This window comes from Exiguobacterium sp. s157, from assembly GCF_018618205.1.
GTDB classification, from domain to species: Bacteria; Bacillota; Bacilli; order Exiguobacteriales; family Exiguobacteriaceae; genus Exiguobacterium; species Exiguobacterium chiriqhucha.
Genome location: NZ_JACSLQ010000001.1, coordinates 417,997 through 440,550, shown reverse-complemented (window position 1 = coordinate 440,550; position 22,554 = coordinate 417,997). Strand labels below are relative to the sequence as shown.

At 55.3% G+C, this 22,554-nt stretch carries 19 protein-coding genes and 1 pseudogene; 1 reads left to right on the top strand and 19 read right to left on the bottom strand.

The window, feature by feature from the left end:
* Positions 1 to 12: 12 nt before the first annotated feature.
* The 12 genes and pseudogenes from rpe to gmk all read right to left on the bottom strand — a co-directional run bounded on the left by rpe (position 13) and on the right by gmk (position 12,534).
* Positions 13 to 669, bottom strand: a complete 657-nt coding sequence (gene rpe / locus KNP67_RS02280) for a ribulose-phosphate 3-epimerase (RefSeq protein WP_029595716.1) — start codon at positions 667 to 669, stop codon at positions 13 to 15.
* Position 670: 1 nt separating this feature from the next.
* The gene (gene rsgA, locus KNP67_RS02275) at positions 671 to 1,555 is read right to left on the bottom strand and encodes a ribosome small subunit-dependent GTPase A (RefSeq protein WP_021067079.1); all 885 of its coding nucleotides are present in this window, start codon (positions 1,553 to 1,555) and stop codon (positions 671 to 673) included.
* A gap of 44 nt (positions 1,556 to 1,599) precedes the next feature.
* Positions 1,600 to 3,543: a Stk1 family PASTA domain-containing Ser/Thr kinase gene (gene pknB / locus KNP67_RS02270; RefSeq protein ID WP_029595717.1), complete on the bottom strand. Its 1,944-nt coding sequence runs from the start codon at positions 3,541 to 3,543 to the stop codon at positions 1,600 to 1,602.
* A gap of 5 nt (positions 3,544 to 3,548) precedes the next feature.
* Positions 3,549 to 4,283, bottom strand: coding sequence for a Stp1/IreP family PP2C-type Ser/Thr phosphatase (locus tag KNP67_RS02265; protein WP_021067077.1), 735 nt, complete (start codon positions 4,281 to 4,283; stop codon positions 3,549 to 3,551).
* Between the two features lie 8 nt (positions 4,284 to 4,291).
* Positions 4,292 to 5,377, bottom strand: coding sequence for a dual-specificity RNA methyltransferase RlmN (gene rlmN / locus KNP67_RS02260; protein ID WP_021067076.1), 1,086 nt, complete (start codon positions 5,375 to 5,377; stop codon positions 4,292 to 4,294).
* Between the two features lie 2 nt (positions 5,378 to 5,379).
* The gene (gene rsmB, locus KNP67_RS02255) at positions 5,380 to 6,708 is read right to left on the bottom strand and encodes a 16S rRNA (cytosine(967)-C(5))-methyltransferase RsmB (RefSeq protein ID WP_021067075.1); all 1,329 of its coding nucleotides are present in this window, start codon (positions 6,706 to 6,708) and stop codon (positions 5,380 to 5,382) included.
* Between the two features lies 1 nt (position 6,709).
* Positions 6,710 to 7,624, bottom strand: coding sequence for a methionyl-tRNA formyltransferase (gene fmt / locus KNP67_RS02250; RefSeq protein ID WP_353048041.1), 915 nt, complete (start codon positions 7,622 to 7,624; stop codon positions 6,710 to 6,712).
* Positions 7,625 to 7,669: 45 nt separating this feature from the next.
* Positions 7,670 to 8,095, bottom strand: a pseudogene (def, locus tag KNP67_RS15530) (peptide deformylase); the annotation flags it as partial.
* Between the two features lie 11 nt (positions 8,096 to 8,106).
* Positions 8,107 to 10,431, bottom strand: coding sequence for a primosomal protein N' (gene priA, locus KNP67_RS02245; RefSeq protein WP_131471150.1), 2,325 nt, complete (start codon positions 10,429 to 10,431; stop codon positions 8,107 to 8,109).
* The gene (gene coaBC, locus KNP67_RS02240) at positions 10,428 to 11,618 is read right to left on the bottom strand and encodes a bifunctional phosphopantothenoylcysteine decarboxylase/phosphopantothenate--cysteine ligase CoaBC (protein ID WP_214755785.1); all 1,191 of its coding nucleotides are present in this window, start codon (positions 11,616 to 11,618) and stop codon (positions 10,428 to 10,430) included. Before coaBC ends, priA begins: the two co-directional genes overlap by 4 nt.
* A 59-nt stretch (positions 11,619 to 11,677) precedes the next feature.
* The gene (gene rpoZ / locus KNP67_RS02235; RefSeq protein ID WP_021067071.1) at positions 11,678 to 11,887 is read right to left on the bottom strand and encodes a DNA-directed RNA polymerase subunit omega; all 210 of its coding nucleotides are present in this window, start codon (positions 11,885 to 11,887) and stop codon (positions 11,678 to 11,680) included.
* On the bottom strand, positions 11,887 to 12,534 hold the full coding sequence (gene gmk, locus KNP67_RS02230) for a guanylate kinase (protein ID WP_029595720.1): 648 nt from the start codon (positions 12,532 to 12,534) through the stop codon (positions 11,887 to 11,889). Before gmk ends, rpoZ begins: the two co-directional genes overlap by 1 nt.
* 131 nt (positions 12,535 to 12,665) lie before the next feature.
* Between gmk and KNP67_RS02225 the strand changes: the two genes are divergently transcribed.
* Positions 12,666 to 14,354: an Rqc2 family fibronectin-binding protein gene (locus KNP67_RS02225; RefSeq protein WP_214755945.1), complete on the top strand. Its 1,689-nt coding sequence runs from the start codon at positions 12,666 to 12,668 to the stop codon at positions 14,352 to 14,354.
* Between the two features lie 200 nt (positions 14,355 to 14,554).
* Here KNP67_RS02225 and KNP67_RS02220 read toward each other — a convergent pair whose 3' ends face one another.
* From KNP67_RS02220 to carB, 7 genes are all read right to left on the bottom strand, one after another.
* Positions 14,555 to 15,490 (bottom strand): FUSC family protein, encoded by a 936-nt coding sequence (locus KNP67_RS02220; protein ID WP_021067068.1) that lies wholly within the window; start codon positions 15,488 to 15,490, stop codon positions 14,555 to 14,557.
* Entirely contained in the window at positions 15,487 to 16,317 is an 831-nt protein-coding gene (locus tag KNP67_RS02215) for a DUF4097 family beta strand repeat-containing protein (protein ID WP_214755781.1), read from the bottom strand. The genes KNP67_RS02220 and KNP67_RS02215 overlap by 4 nt, the downstream gene beginning before the upstream one ends.
* A gap of 101 nt (positions 16,318 to 16,418) precedes the next feature.
* Positions 16,419 to 17,048, bottom strand: a complete 630-nt coding sequence (pyrE, locus tag KNP67_RS02210) for an orotate phosphoribosyltransferase (protein WP_029595723.1) — start codon at positions 17,046 to 17,048, stop codon at positions 16,419 to 16,421.
* Complete coding sequence (gene pyrF / locus KNP67_RS02205; RefSeq protein ID WP_214755779.1) at positions 17,032 to 17,736, bottom strand: orotidine-5'-phosphate decarboxylase; 705 nt, start codon at positions 17,734 to 17,736, stop codon at positions 17,032 to 17,034. Before pyrF ends, pyrE begins: the two co-directional genes overlap by 17 nt.
* Positions 17,711 to 18,637 (bottom strand): dihydroorotate dehydrogenase, encoded by a 927-nt coding sequence (locus tag KNP67_RS02200; RefSeq protein WP_214755778.1) that lies wholly within the window; start codon positions 18,635 to 18,637, stop codon positions 17,711 to 17,713. Before KNP67_RS02200 ends, pyrF begins: the two co-directional genes overlap by 26 nt.
* Positions 18,634 to 19,353 carry a dihydroorotate dehydrogenase electron transfer subunit gene (locus KNP67_RS02195; RefSeq protein ID WP_058763343.1) on the bottom strand — a complete coding sequence of 240 codons (720 nt, stop codon included), beginning with the start codon at positions 19,351 to 19,353 and terminating at the stop codon, positions 18,634 to 18,636. Before KNP67_RS02195 ends, KNP67_RS02200 begins: the two co-directional genes overlap by 4 nt.
* Positions 19,350 to 22,553 (bottom strand): carbamoyl-phosphate synthase large subunit, encoded by a 3,204-nt coding sequence (gene carB / locus KNP67_RS02190; RefSeq protein WP_214713816.1) that lies wholly within the window; start codon positions 22,551 to 22,553, stop codon positions 19,350 to 19,352. Before carB ends, KNP67_RS02195 begins: the two co-directional genes overlap by 4 nt.
* Position 22,554: the final 1 nt, after the last annotated feature.

Genomic DNA, 22,554 nt, shown 5'->3' with positions numbered 1-22,554 from the left:
TTCTATGGACGATTATACACGAGATGCGTTGCGAATGCTATCGATTGCGTCTTTATAGCTCGGCTCGTTATAGATGGCCGAGCCGGCCACGAGCACGTCAGCACCGGCATCGATACATAATTTCGCAGTCTCCGCGTTGACGCCTCCGTCAATCTCGATTTCAAAGTCGAGACGGCGCGCTTGGCGCATCTCGTTCAACGCCGCGATTTTCGGCACGACCGATTCGATGAACTTCTGACCCCCAAAGCCAGGGTTCACCGTCATGAGAAGTACCATGTCGACGTCACCGAGCACGTGTTCAATCAATGACAGCGGCGTATGCGGGTTGAGAACGACGCCACACTTGGCTCCGGCCGCCTTAATTTGTTGAAGCACGCGATGCAAATGGTTCGTCGCTTCGACGTGGACGGTGACGATGTCCGCTCCCGCCTTGATGAAGTCTTCGACGAAGCGCTCCGGTTGGTCGATCATCAAGTGGACGTCTAACACCATGTCCGACTTCTTCCGTAAGCTCGCGAGCACCGGGAGACCGATCGAGATGTTCGGGACGAATTGACCGTCCATGACGTCAAAATGGATATAATCCGCGCCGGCCTCTTGGACCGCCTTCACTTCTGCCTCTAGGTTGGCGAAGTCCGCCGCTAAAATCGAGGGTGCAATTTTAATCATGTCAGTACCTCCGTTGTCTATCGTTTAACTCTGCCATAAACGTAACATAATTCTCATAACGGGTGGAAGCGATTTCTCCCGCCTCGACGGCCGCTTTGACGGCACAACCCGGTTCGTTCAAATGGGCACAGCCTCGGAACTTACAGTCGTCATGCCGCTCGACGAACTCAGGGAAGCACCAGCGCATCTCCTCGACTTCGAGTTCTTCTGGGAACTCGAGGCTTGAGAAACCAGGCGTGTCAGCGACGAGCCCGTCAGCGAGCGTGATGAGCGTGACGTGACGCGTCGTGTGCTTGCCTCGGCCGAGCGACTTCGAGATTTTCCCGGTCGCGAGTTCTAGTTCCGGCGCGACCGCGTTCAAGAGCGAACTCTTGCCAACTCCGGTCTGTCCGGCAAACACGCTCGTCTTCTCTTTAAACGACCCACGAATTTGTTCAATCCCCGACCCGGTCTCCGTCGACGTCTCGATGACCTCATAGCCGATTGACCGATATAAGGCCGCTGCCGCTTGAATCGTTTCGAGTTCCGACTCCGTCAACAAGTCCATTTTCGTTAAGACAATAATCGGATGGACTTGCTTCGATTCGATTAAGACGAGGAAACGGTCGAGCAGATGGAACGAGAACGCCGGTTCCTTGACCGAGAACAGCAAGAACGCTTGATCGATGTTAGCGATCGGCGGGCGGACGAGATGGTTCGACCGCTCATCGACGGCCAAGATATAGCCTGTGCCGTCCCCTTGGTCTTGAATATCGACATCGTCGCCGACGACCGGCGAGATGTTCCGGTTGCGGAAATTGCCGCGGGCGCGACAACGGATCTCTTGTTTCTCTTCCGTCATGACATCATAAAACCCGCCTTGTAATCGAATAATCGTACCTTTCATCCTATGACCTCCTTAGAAAAAGAGGCGACGCGCGCGCCACCTCTTCATTGTGAATCTTTTGCTTGTGCGTACGTCACCGTATCCGTCCGGACGACTTCCCCGTCGACTTCGATCGTCGCGGTTCCGACTTCGTCCGGTGCAATGACGAGCGTATACGAGTAAGTCGTCGTCTCCGTTATCTTATCACGCAACACTTCGACTTCGCCACGGGCGTCTACCGTCCGAATGACGACCTCGAGTGCCACAGGTTCTTCGCCTTCAGCAGGCGGATCGATTTCGACGTTGACTTCCCGTTCAATCGAGACGTCGGTCGGTTCGACCCCTTGCGACACGATGACGGTCAATTCCGTCCCCGGGTCGACGGCTGTTCCGGCCGTCGGTAACTGACGAATGATTTGGTTGGCGGGCACGCTCGTTGAATACTCGTCTCGTTTGACGATTTTCAAGCTATTCTGTTCGGCGTACGTCGTCGCTTCCTCAAACGTATACCCGGCTAAATTGGCGAGTTCGACTTTATTGCTACCGGTCGAGACGACGAGCGTCACCGTCTCTTCAGACGGGACGACCTCGTTGTCCGGAGCAATCGACTGGGAGATGACATCGCCGCTATCGACCGTCTCCGACGCCTCGGATTGAATTTCGATATCCGCAAAGTCGAGGTCTTTGAGCGTCCGCTCGGCCGCCGACTGAGACAATCCTTCGACGTCCGGCATCGCGACCGTCTCTTTCCCGGCCGACACGACAATCGTCACGGTCGTTCCGCGTTTCGGTTTCCGACCGGCTTGCGGTGTCTGCGAAATGACGTCGCCAGCGGCGATGTTATCGCTCGCCCGCTCTGTCGCTTCGACGACAAAACCGGCTGTTTCGAGTTCGGTCGTCGCTTCGTCGTTCGTCATCCCGACGACGTCTGGCACGACGGCACGGGACATCTCATCGGCGATGACATATGCCCCGATTCCGCCGCCAATCAACAAGAAGAGGAGTAGGAGCCAAAGCCACCACTTCTTCTTCCGTTTCGGCTTCGGGTTCGCTGTCTCAGGTTCGGTCGGTGCGACCGGTTGTTCCGGTGTCTCTTTGACGTTCGGTTCGTCCGGGACGACCGGTGACATGACGAGCGTCTGATCGAATGCGTCCTGTTCCGTACTGAGGCGTTTCGGTTCGTTCGCACGTTCCGGGTCGAGCGCCGTCATGCAATCCTTCTTAAAGGCGGCGACCGATGTGTGACGGGCGCCCGGTGATTTCGCCAGCGCCTGCATGATGCAGTTCTCAAGCGCTTGCGGGATGTTCGGGTTCAAATCCATCGGTCGAATCGGGTCGTCTTGCAAATGTTGAAGTGCGACGGCGACTGGCGTCTCCCCGATGAACGGAACGCGTCCGGTCACGAGTTCATACAGGACGGCACCGAGTGAATAAATATCTGACTTCTCATCGGCGAACTTTCCGCGCGCCTGTTCTGGAGAAAAGTAATGGACCGAGCCGAGCACTGACATCGTATGGGTCAGCGTCGCGTTCGACATGGCCACCGCAATCCCAAAGTCCGTCACTTTGACGTTGCCGCTCTGATCAATCATCATGTTTTGCGGTTTGATGTCCCGATGAATGATTCGATTCGCATGGGCATGGTCGATGGCATCACAAATCTGTCCCATGATGCGAAGCGCCTCGTCGACAGATATGTACTCTTCTTGCAAATATTGTTTGAGCGTCATCCCATCGACGTGTTCCATGACGATGTAATAGATGTCACGCTCGTCTCCGACGTCGTAGATGGCGACGATATTCGGATGGTTCAGACTAGTCGCCGCGTGGGCTTCCCGTTCGAACCGGCGTATAAATTGTTCGTTATGCGAGAATTCAGATCGCAACACCTTGATGGCGACGGTTCGGTTTAAAATCTCATCGTGAGCCCGGTAGACATTTGCCATGCCGCCGCTGCCGATTTGCTGTTCGATCCGATAACGATCGTTGATTCGTTCTCCACTTCGCATCGGATTCATCCTCTCTTTCTATCTGTGAACTGGACGAGGGCAACGGTGATGTTGTCACTCCCACCCAAACGGTTGGCTTGATCGATCAATTGATCCGCCTTGACGTCCGCCGAGACGGGACGTTTCAAGACTTGCTTGATTTCCTCATCAGTCAAATGAGTCGTCAAGCCGTCCGTACAGATTAAAATCGTGTCAAACTCGGGTTCGGCAAACACTTGCAGATCAGGTTCGACATGCTCATTCGAGCCGATTGAACGGGTGATAATGTTACGTTTCGGATGGACGCGCATCTCTTCCTCGGTCAATTCGCCGAGTTGTTTCAACACGTTCACGTAGGAATGATCTTCCGTCAATTGCTGCAGCTTATCATCTCTCAAGGCATATACACGACTATCCCCGACGTGGACGATGACGATCGTCTCGTCGTGCCAACAGACACCGGCAATCGTCGTCCCCATCATGAGGAGGTTGGCTTGTTTCGAGAAATCGAGCACTTGATCATTGGCCAGTTCCACGTTTTGGCGGAACCAATTCTCCATCTCCATCGGCGAGGCCGGAAGCGTCGAGAAGGCACGGCGAAACTGCTCGATGACGAGCTGACTCGCGACCTCCCCGGCTTCATGTCCCCCCATCCCGTCGGCCACGAGAGCAATTCCGGCATGTTCGTCCCCTAAAATCAAGACGGCATCCTCGTTCTGTGCTCTCACTTGGCCTCGGTCGGTTCGGTATGCTAATTCCATCTTCGTGATTACCTCGTTTCTTGTTCGCGCTCCTTCGCTCGAAGCTGCCCACAAGCCGCATCGATATCCGAACCTTGTTCGCGACGAATCGTCACGTTCACTTTTCGATCTTTGAGCACTTTTTCAAAGGCAAAAATTTGTTTACGTGGTGTGCGGACGTAATCGCGCTCGAGCACGTGGTTGACTGGAATCAAGTTGACGTGGCATTTGACGCCTTTCAACAAGTCAGCGAGTTGATGCGCGTGTTCTTCCGTGTCGTTAACCCCGCCGAATAGACCGTATTCGAACGTGATGCGGCGACCGCTCTTCTCTGTATAGTAGTTGACGGCTTCCATCAACTTGTCCAAGTTGTAAGCACGGTTGATTGGCATAAGGCGTGTCCGAATCTCCGTCGTCGGCGCGTGAAGCGAGATCGCGAAGTTGATGCGCATGCCTTCATCGGCAAACTTGTAAATCTTCGGTACGATCCCACTCGTCGACACGGTGATGTGACGTGAACCGATGTTCAAGCCGTCATCGTGGTTGACCGTGCGCAAGAAGCGCATCAATTCGTCGTAGTTATCGAACGGTTCGCCGATTCCCATGACGACGACCGAGTCGACCCGCTCTTCGCTCGCGTCGAGCGCGCGCTGGACGTCGAGGACTTGGGCCGTGATTTCACCGGCCTCTAAGTTACGTTTCAAACCACCGAGCGTCGAAGCACAGAACGTGCAACCGATGCGGCAGCCGACTTGCGTCGTGACACAGACCGAGTTTCCGTACTCATGGCGCATGAGTACCGTCTCGATGGAATAACCGTCTTGAAGCTCGAACAAGAACTTGATTGTCCCGTCCTTTGATTCTTGACGGACGAGTTCTTTCAATGTCGTCAATTGGAACGCCGCGTCTAATTTCTCGCGGAGCGGTTTCGAGACGTTCGTCATATCGTCGAACGATGTCACACGCTTGACGTACATCCAGTCATATAACTGTTTCGCGCGGAACGATTTTTCTCCTGCCTCAATCAGCCATTGTTCGAGCTCTGAGTACGTGAGGGAATAGAGTGACGGCTTGGCACCGACTAATGGATTTTTTTCAACTGCTTTTGGATTCATGTTTATACCTCTTTCTTGAATGCGGCGATATAGAAACCGTCCGTCCCGAACGACGTCGGGAGTAATTTGAGTTCAGCGCGGTCCGATGACATCATCGGGTGCAATACTTGTGGAAGACGGTCTTGGAGTGTCTCATCCCACGTCAATCCGTTCGACAAAATGTAATCGGCCTGCTGTTCATTCTCAGTAGGGTCGATGGTACATGTCGAGTACACTAGCGTACCACCTCGTTTAAGCAGTGGCAAGACGGCGTCAATGATTTCACGTTGGACTTTCGGCAGTCCAGCGAGGGCGGACTTGTCTTTCGTCCATTTGATATCGGGCTTGCGACGGATGACACCGAGTCCCGAACATGGGACGTCGAGTAAAATCCGGTCGAAGCTCTCCGGTTCAAATTTGTCCCCGGCCTGGCGGGCATCGAGGGCAAGTGCGGTCACTCCATCGATATGCAGACGCTTCGCTTGACGTTCAATCAACTTCGCTTTATGCGGATGCAAGTCGAGGGCGACGAGCGTTCCACCGTCCATGCGTTCTGCCGTATGCATCGCTTTTCCACCTGGTGCGGCACACGCATCGAGGACGCGTTCCATTTTCCCGGCTTGAAGCGCATCGGCGACGATCATCGAGCTCTCGTCTTGAATCGACAACAAGCCCATATCGATGAACGCTGTCGAGTGCACGTTTCCGGATTCGATGATGAGTCCGTCCGCTGACAGCTCCGAGCGTGTCGCGACGACATCGACTTCGGCGAGCCGTTCAATCATCTCTTCGACCGTGACGCGCTGGCGGTTGACCCGAACCGTGACCGGAGCCGGCTCATTGTTTAATTTACACATCGCCTCGGTCGCTTCGACACCGTACGTTTCCACCCATTCGGCGACGAGCCAATCGGGATGGCTATGTTCGATGGCAATCCGTTCAGCGTCCGGAAGCGTGCTCAAATCCGGGAACCCGTCCCGAATGACGTTGCGCAACACGCCGTTGACGAACTTACCGGTACCCGAATGGCCCCGTTTTTTCGCAATCTCGACCGCTTCGTGCAAGACGGCCCGATCCGGAATCTTGTCGAGGTAAAACAGTTGATAGACACTCATCCGTAAGAGCGGCAAGACGAAACGGTCCAATTTTTTCGGGTTTTGAACCCGCTTCTCTAAAATATAATCGAGCGTCCGTTTCCGGCCGAGCGTCCCATAGACGAGCTCTGTGTATAGGCCGACATCTTTCGTCGCCAATTTCTTCTGTTTCAATAAATCGTTGACCGCAATCGTCGAATAGGCGCCGCCTTGTTCGATTTTGATTAGCGTATCCAGTGCTGCAACTCGTACGTTCATATTATCCTCCTAGTCGATCGCCGACTTGTAACTTTTGGCCGGCCCCACGCATAAATGTGGCCCCGTCCATTCGTTTTTTACCAGATGGTTGCAAGTCGACCACTTTAATGGCGACCGCGTCGCCTGTCGCGACGACAAATCCATCCTCTTCAAGTCGTACAATCGTTCCCGGTTCACCCGTCCCTGTCGTTTTCGACCCGAAGAACAGTTTGACCCGTTCCCCGGCAATCGTCGTATACGCCGTCGGGAACGGATTCATCCCTCTGATGTGGTTATAAATATCTGCACCGGCACGGGTCCAGTCAATCTGTTCCCGCTCTCGGCTAATGTTCGGTGCGAACGTGACGTCACGCTCGTCTTGCGGTACGGCTTCAATCCAACCAGCGAGGAAGGCAGGAAGCGTCTTGAGCAACAAGTCTGATCCTGCGACCGCGAGCTTGTCGAACAACGTACCGACCGTGTCCAATTCTTCAATCGGGACGACCGTGTTGGCAATCATGTCGCCAGCATCGAGCTTATCGACCATATACATGATGGTGACACCCGTCTCTTTGTCCCCATCGAGGATGGCTTGATGAATCGGCGCGCCACCTCGATATTTCGGCAACAGCGAGGCATGGACGTTGATGGCGCCATGTTTTGGTGCTTCTAACAGTTCGGTCGGGACGATTTGTCCGTACGCCGCCGTCACAATCAAGTCCGGTTCGAGTGCCAAGATATCCGCGAAATCGGTCCGCACCTTTTCAGGCTGTAACACCGGGATATTGTGGCGCAGGGCACACTCTTTCACCGGCGTCGGTTTCAGTTCGCGTTTACGGCCGACCGGTTTGTCCGGTTGCGAGACGACACCTACGACATTGTATCCTTCTTCGAGCAAGCGCTCAAGTACGGATACGGCAAACGTCGGCGTCCCCATGAAGACGATACGCTGATCCGTCCCTTTGTCCGGCACGGCGAGCTTGTCCGTGAACAATACTCCGTCCAAATGGTCGATCTCATGTTGAATCGCCCGAGCGAAGAATCCGCTCGCCTTCACTTGTTGGGTGCGGCCTTTCAAATCCTGCGTCTTGACGACGATCGTCTCATGCCGTTCGACGAAACCGAACTCACCCGGGATACTCAAGCAGCCTTCAAGACCGATCTCGGTCCCGGACGTCTCGATGATTTCCGGATTGATCAACACGAGCGGTCCCGTCTCATCATCCGTATGGACGACAGCGAGCCGTTGATTCAAATTGACCTGTGGGGCGGCCACGCCGACCCCATCATATTCATACATCGTGTCGAACAGTCGATCGACCGTCTGACGCAATTTTTTATCAAACTTTGTCACCGGATCACACGTGACCCGTAAAATCTCATTTGGAATCTCTACTACTTTATACATCTGGTTCCACCTCACATGAATACGTATGGGTTTACGTCGATACTCAATTGATATTCTTTTTTGCTAATCGCCTTTGCCCGTGCCTGTTGCAGCGTGGCGAGGACCGGATATAACGCTTCCGGATGTTTCGTCTTGATGAACAACTGATAGCGGAACAAGTTCTTCAGTTTCGACAACGGTGCCGGCATCGGCCCGTTCAGTCGCGACTGGGCCACGTGCGCCTCGACGAAATCGGCGGCGAACAGCTCGGCCTCGGCTTGGGCGACGAGCGGACTTTCCGCCGCGAACGTGACGAGCGTGACGTACCAATATGGGGGATGATTACCGACTTGGCGCAGTTGCATCTCCCGGGCGTAAAACGATTCATAATCATGTTCACTCGCCGTCTCGATGACATAATGGTCCGGGTTGTACGTCTGAACGTACGCCTCACCCGGCAGACTACCGCGTCCGGCCCGACCGGCGACTTGGGTCACGAGTTGGAACGTACGCTCGGTCGCCCGGAAATCGGGCATGCCGAGCGTCGCATCCGCCGCGAGCACGCCGACGAGCGTGACGTTCGGGAAATCGAGCCCTTTGGCGATCATCTGGGTACCGAGCAAAATGTCGGCCTCCCCATCCTCAAAGCGTTTCAACAGTTGTTCGTGCGACCCTTTGCGTGACGTCGTGTCTTGGTCCATCCGAATGATCCGCGCCTCAGGGATGCGATTCAACAGCTCGGTCTCGATCTTTTGCGTCCCGGTGCCGAACTGTTTGATTTTCTTGCTGTCACACGACGGGCACTTCGACGGCATACCGATCTCATAGCCGCAGTAGTGGCATTTGAGCCGGTCGCCGTGTTGGTGATACGTCAAGTTGACGGCGCAGTGCGGACAGGTAAGCCCTTCCCCACAGTCGCGACACATGACGAACGTCGTGAAACCACGACGGTTGAGCAAGATGACGCACTGTTCTTTTTTCGCGATGCGGTCGTTGATGGCGACAAATAAATCTTCTGAAAACATCGTCGTGTTGCCTTTGGCGAGCTCACGCCGCATGTCGATAATATGGACAGGCGGCATCTCGCCACCGTACCGTTCGCTCAGTTGCAAATAGCGATAGACGCCTTTTTGGGCGCGGGCGTAAGACTCGAGTGACGGGGTCGCACTTCCGAGGACGACCGGGCACTCGTGGTACTCGGCCCGCCAAATCGCGACGTCACGCGCGTGATAGCGCGGGTTCTCTTCTTGCTTGTACGTCGTCTCATGCTCTTCGTCCAAGATGATGAGGCCGATGTTTTCGAGCGGTGCGAAAATCGCCGAGCGTGCCCCGACGACGACATCGACTTCACGTCGTTTGATTTTGCGCCACTCGTCATATTTCTCTCCTTGTGACAAGGCGCTATGGAGCACGGCGACCCGGTCTCCGAAGCGACGTTTGAATCGTTTGACCATCATCGGCGTGAGCGAGATTTCCGGGACGAGCAAAATCGCCTGCTTGCCGTCATCGACGACTTGACCGATCGCTTCTAAATAGACCTCGGTCTTCCCACTGCCGGTGACACCGTGCAAGAGTAACGTCTCCCCGGCTTCCGCATCGCGGATGGCATGGACAGCCGTGGCTTGACTTTCATTCAGTTCGACCGTCTCGATGACCTGTTCAATCGTGGCGTACGGGTCGCGGTTCAGTTCGACCTCGGTCACTTTGACGGCACGGAGCGACTCCATCTTTTGCAGTTGTGCGCGCGACAAGCCAATTTGACGTAACGACGACCAATACATCCGCGGGACGTCCTTTAGCAACTGAATCGCTTCTTGTTGTTTCTTCGCCCGGGCCGGGATGAGCGTCGCATCGATGAGTTCGATGACGAGGTCCGTCTTCACCGTCCGTTTCTCTTTTAACACCGGCGCGAGCAAGATGTCCCCTTTTTTGGCGAGCGCCAAGATGATGGACTGCGTCTCTTTCGGATACTCCGAAAGATGGGTGCCGGCTCGAACGCCGTCCGGGAGCGTCTCGCCTTTAATCTCTTTGTCGTAACTCACTTTCAGCGCTGCCGGCAACATGGCGAGGAGTGCCGACGACCGGAAACAGAGCGTCGTCTCTTTCACATGGGTCGATAAGTCGAGCAACTCGTCCGTCAGTGATGATTCTTCATCTAATAGGGCTTCGAGCGGTTTCAACCCTTCGCGCGTCCCTTCTGAGACACCGGTGACGATTCCGAGCAGGCGTCGTGAGCCGAACGGGACCGAGACACGCATGCCCGGTTCGATTAACGTCTCGAACTGGGGCGGCACTTCATAATCGAACGGACGGTCGATCGTGATGACGGGCGCATCGACATGGACGTGGGCGATCATCGCAAATCTTCCTTAAAATGTGTGAGCAACTCGACAGCGAGTTCACGTTTGCTCTGTCGCGGTAAGCGGACATAAGCCCCGTCCGCCCGAAACAACGTGACTTCGTTGTCATCGGCGCGGAAGCCGATATCTGGCTGGGACACATCGTTGGCGACGAGATAGTCAACCCGTTTACGGGCGATTTTATCGCGGGCGTGTTGCTCGAGATTCTCCGTCTCGGCCGCAAAACCGACGAGGAGCTGATGCGTCTTCTTCTCCCCGAGCGTCTTCAAGATATCGGTCGTCTCTTCGAGTTCGATCGTCAACGGGCCGTGCACTTTTTTATGTTTCTCGCTATGGACCGTCTTCGGGCGATAGTCGGCGACGGCGGCCGATTTGATGACGAGGTCTTGGTCATCGAAACGCGCGAGCACCGTCTCGAGCATATCCGTGCCTGATTCGACGGCGATGGCGGTCACGCCGTCCGGTACGGGTACTTGCAGCGGTCCGTGGACGAGCGTGACGTGTGCGCCCATATCGCGGGCAGCCGCGGCGAGCGCGACGCCCATCTTGCCAGAGGAGTCGTTCGATAAAAAGCGGACCGGGTCGATGCGTTCGACCGTCGGACCGGCCGTGATTAGCACGCGTTTCCCGAGCAGATGTTTCGGGACGAACTGGCTCTCGACGATACGGACGAGGTCTTCCGGTTCCGGAAGGCGTCCGCCACCGATCCACCCGCACGCGAGATTGCCGACGCCCGGTTCGATGATTTGATAGCCGAACGTTTTGAGCGTCTCGATATTGCGGCGCGTGGCCGGATGTTCGAGCATATTGACGTTCATCGCCGGTGAGACGATGACGGGACATTTGGCCGCTAAAATCGAGGTCGTGATGAAGTCATCGGCAATACCGGCTGCGAGTTTCGCAATCATGTTCGCCGTGGCGGGTGCAACGACGATCAAGTCACTCGTATCGACGACGTCGATGTGGGCGATTTTGGTCGGATCGTGTTCCTCGAACACGTCGGTGTATACCGGATTTCGGCTGAGCGCCTGAAACGTCGCTTTGCCGACGAATTCTTCGGCTGACGCGGTCATCGCCACTCGAACGTTCGCACCGGCCTGGACGAGTTTCGACGTGAGCGCGCACGCCTTATACGCCGCGATACCGCCGCTCACACAAAGCAAGATATTCCGATCGTTCAACATTCACAATTCTCCCCCTTATAGACAATGAGACCCAAGTCGCATCCGACTTGGGTCACACTTCATCCGTTGTTTTTTTCGTTCGTGATGATTGTCGTGTCACCCGAATACAATTCTTCTAGCGCTTGACCGACCGGCTTATACGATTTTGGCGCGGCGATTTTTGTTGCTTTTCCGTCCTGGATTTGGCGGGCCCGCTTCGCGGCCACCGTGACGATTGTGTATTTCGACGGGATGATACGTTGTAAGGCATCAATCGAAGGGTATAACATTAAATGACCTCCATCATGGCTTTTTTATAGAGAGACGCGACACGTTCACGTTTACAATGTTCGGCCGTCACGATCGCTTTGATACGATCGATCGCTTTATCCACTTCATCATTCGTAACGACGTAATCGTATGCATCCATCAATTCAATTTCTTCCCGGGCGACGAGCAAGCGTTGCTTGATCACGTCTTCCGATTCCGTGCCTCGACCGACTAAGCGGTTACGTAGTTCTTGCAGGCTTGGCGGAGCCAAGAATAAAAAGACCGCTTCCGGGAAACGCTCTTTCACTTGGAAAGCGCCCTGGACTTCAATCTCGAGGATGACGTCCTTCCCGCTTTCGAGTGTCTCACGAACCCATTCAACCGGTGTCCCATAATAGTTGCCGACAAATTCAGCGTGCTCGAGCAATTGTTTATGCTCGATCATGTGTTCAAATTGTTCTCTCGTCTTAAAGAAGTAGTGTACGCCTTCCACTTCTCCTTCGCGCGGTTTGCGGGTCGTCGCCGAGACCGAATATTGAAGGTTGTTGTCCTTCTCTTCACGGAGTACTCGACAAACGGTACCTTTCCCGACGCCGCTCGGGCCAGACAAGACGATTAATAATCCTCGTTCTTTAAAATTCACTGCAAGACCTCCATCTTCTAACATCACATTTAATTATAATAGCAGTCAATCAATTGTTCCGGCAAGAAGAAGTTCGGATTTCCTACTTCATCGTACCATATTTTCCGTGAATCTGATAACGTAGAGACAGAAAAAGAACAAAGGTGATGAGACTAGTGGCATATGATGGATTAATGACATATCGTGTCGTAACAGAATTACAAGCGCTCGTCGGGGGGCGCATCAATCGCGTGCACCAACCGTATTCGCTCGATTTGATGATTCAAGTCCGCTCGAACCGCCAAAGCGTCCAATTGCTCGTTTCGGCGAATGCGATGTACGCACGGCTCCAACTGACCGACAACCCGACCAAGAACCCGCAAGAACCGCCGATGTTTTGTATGATGCTCCGAAAACACATCGAAGGCGGCTTCATCACGGCAATCGAACAAGTCGGACGTGACCGTGTCATCGTCCTGTCGATCCGTTCACGAAACGAGCTCGGCGACGAAGAGAATAAGAAAGTGTATATCGAACTGATGGGGCGTCACTCGAACGTCGTCTTGACGAACGAGGACGGCAAGATTTTAGACGCCATCAAACATCTCCCGCCGTCACAAAACACGTACCGGACAATCATGCCGGGCAGCGAGTACTTACTGCCACCGGCCCAAGACAAGTGCGATCCGTTGACGGAGCGTGAAGCCGGTTTGAAACGTATCGACTGGAACGCCGGCTCGCTCGACAAGCAGCTCGTGTCCAGTTTCGCCGGGCTTAGCCCGCAAATCGCCCAAGAGATCGTCCACCGGGCCAAACTCCCGAACCGGGCCAGCATCGAGGAGTCGTTCGTCAGCGTGATGAGCGACCTCGAAGGCCCTTACGTCTTCCAACAGCTCGCGTCGGGCAAAGAGCGCTTCAGTCCGATCGTGCTCACGTCCGGTGAGATCACCTCTGAAGAGCGCTATGAGACGAGCAAAGACGTGCTCGACCGTTTCTTCTATGAGAAAGCGAACCGCGACCGTGTCAAACAACAAGCCCACGATGTCGAGCGTCTGCTCAAGTCCGAGCTTGAGAAAAACCTGTTGAAGCGTAAGCGACTGCTTGACGATTTGAAGGCGACGGAACGGTCCGACGAGCTTCAGAAATACGGGGAGCTGTTGACAACGTACTTGTTCCAGCTCGAGAAAGGCATGACCGTCGCCCACGTCGTCGATTATTACGACGAGGAAGGCGGCATGATCGACATCCCGCTCAACAAGCTCAAGACACCGAACGAAAACGCACAAGCGTACTACAAGAAATACAACAAGTTGAAAGTCGCCAAAGTCGAAGTGCAGAAACAAATTGAATTGAACGACGCCGAGATTGAGTATTTAGAGACGCTCGTCGCCCAGCTCGACGTCGCCTCACCGGCCGATATCGTCGAGATTCGAGAAGAGTTGGCCGAAGGCGGCTACATGAAGCAACGGAATCAAAAGAAGAAACAGACGAAGAAAATTTCGCTCGAGGCGTATACGTCGTCGACGGGGACAGAGTTCTTCGTCGGGAAGAACAATACACAAAACGATCATTTGACGTTCAAGTTCGCCCGTCGCGACGAGATTTGGCTCCATGTGAAAGACATACCCGGATCTCACGTCATCATCCGTTCGGGCGAACCTGACGAGACGACGTTGCTCGAGGCGGCGACCGTCGCCGCTTATTTCTCGAAGGCCCGTGCCTCGAGCGGTGTGCCGGTCGATTACACGAAAGCACGTTACGTGAAAAAGCCGAGCGGTGCCAAGCCTGGATTCGTCATCTATACGGACCAGCAGACGGTGTACGTCACGCCGGATGAGCGGCTCGTCAAATCACTCCAGCAATGAGTTCTGGCCACGTCACATGACGTGGCTTTTTCTTGTTAGCCCATGGTCACTCGTCCTCTCGGCGCCTACGCTTTCCGCAGGCAACCCCGGAGCCGCATCGCCCCAGGAACGGAGGGTGTCGCCAAAGGCATGTGTAAATATGACATGTCCACTTACATTGACAACAAATAAAGGCCCCGTCGCTAAAATGGGGCCTTCGTTTATTTCGGATTATGTTTGAACGCTTCGAGCTGTTCATGATAGTCGAGCAAGTGCCCGTGTAAGATTTCAGAAACGGATAAATCCTCATGCGGCAACGTGAACAGCGCATGCGGCTTGTCACACGTATAAAGGATATCGTGGTGATGCGCGAGGAGGTATAAAAACTCGGACTCGAACACCCGGCGTTCTTCCTCGTCCATGACCAATAGCGCCTCCCGATGTTCAGCGAGACTCTCGAGCAACAAGACGAGCTTGTCCTCAAGGTGAATCAATAACCGGTATTGCTTCATCGTCAAATGCTTCAATTTCACGTTCGTCACTTTCATATCCTCTTGGAGCATCATGTGCAGCTCCTGATGGCCGAGGATACGGGCCCGTGTCTCGAGCAACTCGGACGGGGACCCGACGAGCTCGCGCCAGTGCTGGAACATATACGCCGACGTCTTCCGAATCTCACTGAGCAACCGCTCCTCGTAACGAGGCGGCATGAACGCATAGTTGACACCGAGCGAGACGAAGACACCGACGGCCGTCAACAGGGAACGGGTCCACGCATAGTGGAAGAAGTCGGTCGTCGGATTCTCGAGCATGAGCACGATCGCGAACGCCGCATACGTCGACATGTGCGTCTTATCGAACGTCGTATTGAGCGTGAGCGCGACGATGACGGCAAGCCCGATTGAAATCGGGTTGACCCCGAACGCATAGACGATCAGGAGACCGCACATGAGCCCGACCATCGTTCCGAAGATGCGGCTGAAGACGATTTTCGATGACCGCTTCACGGTCGGTTGCATCGCGACGACGGCCGCGATGGCCCCCATGCCTGAATAGATGCCGAACACGTACCAGGACAAAGCGATGGTGATGGCGACGGCGATGCCGGTTTTCAAAGTTCGAAGTCCGACTTTTGGGATGTAACGTTTGTTCATCATTTAAGCTCGACCTTTCCTGTCTCGGAAATGAGTTCGATGTTTGGTCGGTTCGAGTTCGACAGATGGTACACGCCGCCCCCGATTTCGTTGAACCGTTCCGACGCCGTCACGTTGCCTGTGGTCGTGACGTTCACTTGTCCGGTCGCATTACGCGGCGCGTACGCGAGCGTCCCCGCCTCCGTCTGAATCGTCATGCTTTGATTGACGACGATGTCGCTCACGGTCGCGTTCCGATATGAACGAATATCTCCCGTGACGACACGGACGGTTTCGAGTGTCGTATCACTCCGTGTTTCGACGTGAAGCCGATCACTTTCGAGTTTTTTTACATTAACGGCGTTCGCCTCCAAGACAATCGTCTTGGCAATCAATCCTTGGCCGGTCACTTGCTCGGCCTCGACTTCAATCGATGTCATCGAGCTCGGCAAGGCGACTCGGATTTTATAACGGGATGGTTCAGCACTCGCCCGACTACCAAATTGACTGAATTGGCCGTAGCGCTCGACGACCGAAATCGTATCGCCGACCGATTTGACTTTGATGCGACGTTCTTTCGAGTTCGTCTGTAACACATCAATGTGGACTTTCTCATTCGTGCTACGAACGAATTCGACATTGCCGTGCGCCGTCTCGAACCGAAGTTTCTTCATTTGATAGCGGTCCTCGTACGTGTCCCCAAGTGCCAACACGTGACTGAATATGAATAAATTCAAGAAGAAAATGAGGGGCAAGACGGTGAGGACGAGTCCGAACGCAAGTTTACGATGTTTCGGGATCGCTTGAAAACGGACTTTCAAGGATTTTCCCTTCATTCTAGAATACGCCATACACATCTCCTTTATTGACTGCTTTCCCTATTCTAACATGTTCAGTATGCCATGTACCGAATAGAAAAAGAATCCGCCCGGAGGTGGATTCTCGTTACAGATTATGAAGATAAGACACGTTCGCTCCAACCTGTCGGATCGTTTCGCCAGTCCCGTAAGGAAGCATATTCTTCTTTACTGATGATTCGCTTCTTGACGGCAACGTCGAGCAAATCCGAAAGTGTAATCAGTGCATGCGCAGTGAAGCCGGAGTCTAACAGATTGATGGCGAGGCGGCTCAGACTGTAGGAGAAAATCGCTTGAATCTTGACGACTTCCCCGCCGGCTTCCTCAATCGCTTTGGCGGCCTCGATGCTCGACGAGCCGGTCGACAACAAGTCTTCAATCACGACGACACGAGCCCCCGGTTCAAACCGACCCTCGATTTGATTCCCTTTCCCATGTCCTTTCGCACTCGAACGGACGTAGACGAGCGGCAACCCGAGCCGGTCGGCGACAAGCGTCGCATGGGGAATTCCCGCTGTCGCTGTCCCGGCGATGACGTCGACATCGAGCGGACGGACCACCTCAACGAGCGCGTCGATGATGAGGTTGCGGACGTCAGGATAGCTGAGCGTCAAGCGATTGTCACAATAAATCGGACTCTTCATCCCGCTCGACCACGTATACGGGTTTTCCGGTGACAGGGTCACGGCCTCGATTTGTAATAAAGCTTCAGCGATTTGTCTCATAAGTTCGACTCCATTCTTGTAAGTAGTATGCATAGGCAGCGTTCGGATCTTCGGCCCGGGTGATGGGTCGGCCGACGACGATGGCCGACACACCTGCGTCACGAGCCGCTTTCGGCGTGGCGATCCGGACTTGATCGTCCGCTGTCTCGTTCATGCGGATACCGGGCGTCACGGTCAAAAATGACGAGCCGAGCGCTTGGCGAATCGAGTGGGCCTCATGCACGGACGCGACGACTCCGTCGAGCCCGGCTTGGTCGGCCATAGCAGCCTGGCGAAGGACGGCCTGTTCCAATCCCCCTTCGATGTGTAGCTCTTCGGCGAGCATTCGTTCATCGGTCGACGTCAACTGGGTGACCCCAATCAATTTCGTCGTATCGGTCACCTCGCGTAAGCCGTCCAAGGCGTAACGCATCATCGTCTCGCCGCCGAGCGTATGGACGTTCGTCAACTCGACGCCGAGGCGCCCGATTTGACGGAGCGTCCGCCGTGCCGTCTCCGGGATGTCATGAACTTTGACGTCTAAAAAGACCGGGTACCCGCTGTCGACGAGTTGCTCGACAAAGCGGCCCCCTTCCCGATAGAACAGTTCCATCCCGACTTTGACGGCCGGTTTTTGTTCGATTCGTTCCAATAAACGGAACGCGTCGGCGCCAGTTTCGACATCAAGCGCGAGATACAGTCTGTTCATAAGCTTTCCCCCTGATGTCTAAAATCTGATCAATCCCAAGTTCGTCGAGCCGCCCTGGCAACGCTTCGATGATTTCCTGACAGACGTAAGGATTTTCAAAATTGGCCGTTCCGACCGCGACTGCCGAAGCACCCGCATAAATGAACTCCAAGACGTCGTCGACCGTCCGCACGCCGCCCATCCCGATAATGGGGATATCGACGGCCTGGGCGACCTCATAGACCATCCGAATGGCGACCGGTTTGACGGCCGGTCCAGACAAACCACCGATGCGGTTGGCGAGAATCGGCTGCCCGGTCGTGACGTCGATGCGCATCCCGACGAGCGTGTTAATCATCGTGATGCCATCGGCCCCAGCCGCTTCGACCGCTTTCGCCATCGCTGTGATTGACGTGACGTTCGGTGACAGTTTGACGTATACCGGTTTTGTTGATGCTGCTTTGACGAGTCGGGTCAATTCCGCCGCCATGTCGGGATCGGTCCCGAACTGCATCCCGCCGCACTTCACGTTCGGGCACGAGATGTTCAGTTCGAGCGCCTTGATGGTCGGGTCGGCACTGAGCTCTCGCGCGACATGAATGTACTCTTCGGGCGTCGAACCGGCCACATTGGCGATAATCTCGGTATCGAACGCGGACAAGAACGGTAGTTTTTGTTCGATGATGGCGTCGACACCCGGGTTTTGGAGGCCGATGGCGTTCAACATGCCTTGTGCCGTCTCGGCGACCCGCGGCGTCCCGTTGCCGAATCGCGACTCGCCTGTCGCCGCCTTAATCATGATACCGCCTAACATCGATAAGTCATAGAGTTTGGCGAACTCTTCCCCGAATCCGAAACAGCCTGATGCCGGCATAATCGGATTCTTTAACTGTAAGCCTGGCAAATCGACGTGTAGTCTCATAGCGTCACCTCTTCTGCCCGAAATACCGGTCCGTCACTGCACACTTTGACGTAACCGCCTGGCGCTTCGCACACGCAAGCGAAACAAGCGCCGATGCCGCACCCCATCCGATTCTCAATCGAGATATATCGCTCTTCGATATGTGACGCGGCGACCGCCTTCAGCATCGGTTCCGGCCCGCAGCTGAATAAGACATCGGCGTCGACCCGCGCGAGCGGACTGGTCACAAATCCCATTTCTCCATACGTTCCATCGACCGTCGTGATGATCGTCTCCCCAAGTTCACGGAACGCGTCTTCATAAAAAATGCTTGTTTTCGTATCAAACCCGAGAATTGCTACCGTCTCGATGCCACGGGCGGCGAGCAGGCGCCGCGTGTAGTAGAGCGGCGGCACCCCGATGCCCCCGCCGACGAGCACGACCCGTTTACCCGTCTGTTCAAGCGGGAAACCGTTGCCGAGCGGTCCGAGGACGTCTAAGACGTCTCCCGTCCGACGCGCGGCCAAATCTGCCGTCCCGCTGCCGATCACTTTATACAGGAATGTGACGACGTTGTCTTCGACGTTCGCGACCGAGAGCGGCCGGCGCAACAGCTCTGACGTCTTCACATGGAAGAACGTGCCCGGCGCAACGGCCTGCGGTGCGATCTCGATTTTCATCTCCATCGTCGCCGTCGCAATCAATCGGTTCGATAAAATGGTCGCGAGTTGTCTCATACGGTCACCCCGAATGTCGTGAAGGCCGGTAAACTCGTCGTTTGGAACGACAGGCTCTCGATGACTTGGAGCAGCGCCTCGACCGTGTCGAGCGACGTCAAGCAGAGCACCCCTTGCTCGGCCGCGGCCCGACGGATGATGAACCCGTCTTTCGTCGCAAGGGCGTCACGCGTCGTCGTGTTCAAGACGATATCGACTTCCCCTCGTTCGATGACGCTCAGCATCGTCTCTCCGGCCTCATTGATTTTCCCGACCGGGTGGACCGGCAAGCCATCTGCCGAGAGCGCCTGCGCCGTGCCAGACGTGGCCATCAGGCGGAATCCGAGTCGGTTGAAACGGCGGGCGATGTCGAGCGCCTCTTCCTTGTCTTGGTCGGCGACCGTCAACAGGACGTTCCCTTTCAAGGCGATCGTCATGCCGGCGGCGACGAGTCCTTTATATAACGCCTTTTCGAGCGTGCGATCTGTCGCCATGACTTCACCGGTCGATTTCATCTCCGGCCCAAGTGATGGGTCGACTTCTTTCAGTTTCGCGAAACTGAATACCGGGACTTTGACCGAAATCGCGTCCGCTTCCGGATGTAAGCCGGTCCCTAAACCGAGGTCTTTCAAACTCGTTCCGAGAATCGTCTGCGTGGCGATGCGTGCGACCGGAAGGCCCGTCACTTTAGAGATGAACGGGACGGTCCGGCTCGCCCGCGGGTTGACCTCGATGACGTATAAGTCGTCCGCGTAGACGAACTGGATATTGAGCAACCCTTTGATCCGGAACGCCTTGGCGAGTTTAATCGTGTAATCGACGACCTTCTGTTTCAACGCTTCGCTCAACCGCTGCGGCGGGTACACGGCAATCGAGTCGCCCGAGTGGACCCCGGCCCGTTCGATATGTTCCATGATGCCCGGGATGTAGACGTCCGTCCCGTCACAAATGGCGTCGACTTCAATCTCGATGCCCGTCAAGTAGCGGTCGATCAGGACGGGACGGTCTTTCGAGGCGACGACGGCGTGGCGCATATACCGCTCGAGCTCCGAGCGCTCATAAACGATTTCCATCGCCCGGCCGCCGAGGACGTATGATGGGCGGACGAGTACCGGATAGCCAAGCATGTCGGCACACGCGACGGCCTCTTCGACCGTGACCGCCGTCTTGCCTGGAGGCTGGGCGAGCTGTTCGGCCGAGAGCGTCGCTTCGAACGCTTTCCGGTCTTCGGCGCGGTCGATGTCTTCAAGCGATGTCCCTAAAATCTGGACCCCTTCTGCTTCGAGCGAGGCTGCCAAGTTGATGGCCGTCTGGCCACCGAACTGGACGATGACGCCGAGTGGCTGTTCGTTGCGGATGACCTCGAGTACGTCCTCGGTCGTAAGCGGTTCGAAGTAGAGTCGGTCCGAGATTGAGAAGTCGGTCGACACCGTCTCCGGGTTGTTGTTAATGATGATCGCTTCATAACCTGCGTCACGAATCGTCTGAATCGAGTGGACGGTCGCGTAGTCGAACTCGACACCTTGACCGATGCGGATCGGGCCCGAACCGAGGACGAGAATCGACGGCTTGTCCGTCTTCACGGCCTCGTTCTCAACTTCGTACGTCCCGTAAAAGTATGGTGTTTCCGAGGCGAACTCAGCCGCACACGTGTCGACCATCTTGTACACCGGACGGATGCCCCAGTCGTTCCGAAGCGACGTCACCGTCTCCACGTTCTCGTTTATGATGCGGGCGATCATCTTATCGCTGAACCCGAGACGCTTCGTTTCGACGAGTCGTTCTTTCGTGAGCGGCTCAAGCCGGAGCGTCTCTTCATGTTGCCAAATCCGTGCGAGTTTCGATAGGAAGAAACGGTCGATTTTCGTCAGCTCATGCAACTGTTCCGTCGAATAACCGCGACGGAGTGCCTCATAAAGCATCCAGAGTCGCTCATCAGTCGGCGTCGTCAACTCGCGATTGAGCTCATCCGTCGTCAATTGTGCGAGCCGTGGTACGGCCAAGTCTTCTGTCCCGAGTTCAAGCGAACGGACAGCCTTAAGGAGCGCTTCCTCCAAGTTGCGGCCGATCGCCATCACTTCCCCGGTCGCTTTCATCTGAGTGCCGAGCCGGCGGTCAGCCGTCTCGAACTTATCGAAAGCGAAGCGCGGAATCTTAGCGACGACATAGTCGAGCGCCGGTTCGAACGAGGCGTAACTCGTCTCCGTCACCGGGTTCTTCAATTCTGACAACTTGTATCCGACCGCTACTTTCGCAGCCAACTTGGCGATCGGATATCCCGTCGCTTTCGAGGCGAGCGCCGAACTGCGGGAGACACGTGGGTTGACCTCGATGACGTAGTACGTGAAGCTGTCCGGGTCAAGGGCGAACTGGATGTTGCATCCCCCTTCGATGCCGAGAGCGCGGATGATGTCGAGTGAGACGCTGCGGAGCATCTGATAGTCGCGGTCCGACAGTGTCTGCGTCGGAGCGAAGACGATCGAGTCGCCCGTATGGACCCCGACCGGATCAAAGTTTTCCATCGCACAGACGATGATGGCCTGGTCGCTCGAATCGCGCATCACTTCATACTCGACTTCTTTCATGCCGGCAATCGATTTCTCGAGCAACACTTGTGTCACTGGACTCGCTTTCAGCCCTGATTCGACGAACTGTTCGAATTCATTCCGGTCATGGGCAATCCCGCCACCGGTTCCTCCGAGCGTGTACGCCGGACGGATGATAATCGGATAGCCGATCCGGTCGGCAAAGCCCCAAGCCGACTCGAGCGACTGCACGATCTCGCTTTCCGGGACCCCGTGGCCGAGCTTATACATGAGGTCGCGGAACTGTTCCCGGTCCTCAGCTTGTTCGATGGCCGATAATTTTGTCCCGAGCAATTCGACGCCGCAATCTTCAAGCACGCCGCGACGATCGAGTTCCATCGCCAAGTTGAGGCCGGTCTGGCCGCCGAGTGTGGCCAGGAGCGCGTCCGGTCGCTCTTGACGGATAATCCGTTCGACGAACTCCGGTTCGAGCGGTTCGATATAGACACGGTCCGCCGTCGTCGGGTCGGTCATGATCGTCGCCGGGTTCGAGTTGACGAGGATGACTTCATATCCTTCTTCTTTCAAGGCAAGACACGCCTGGGTACCAGCATAGTCAAATTCTGCCGCCTGTCCGATGACGATTGGGCCGGATCCGATTACAAGGATTTTCTGAATATCTGGTCGTTTTGGCATG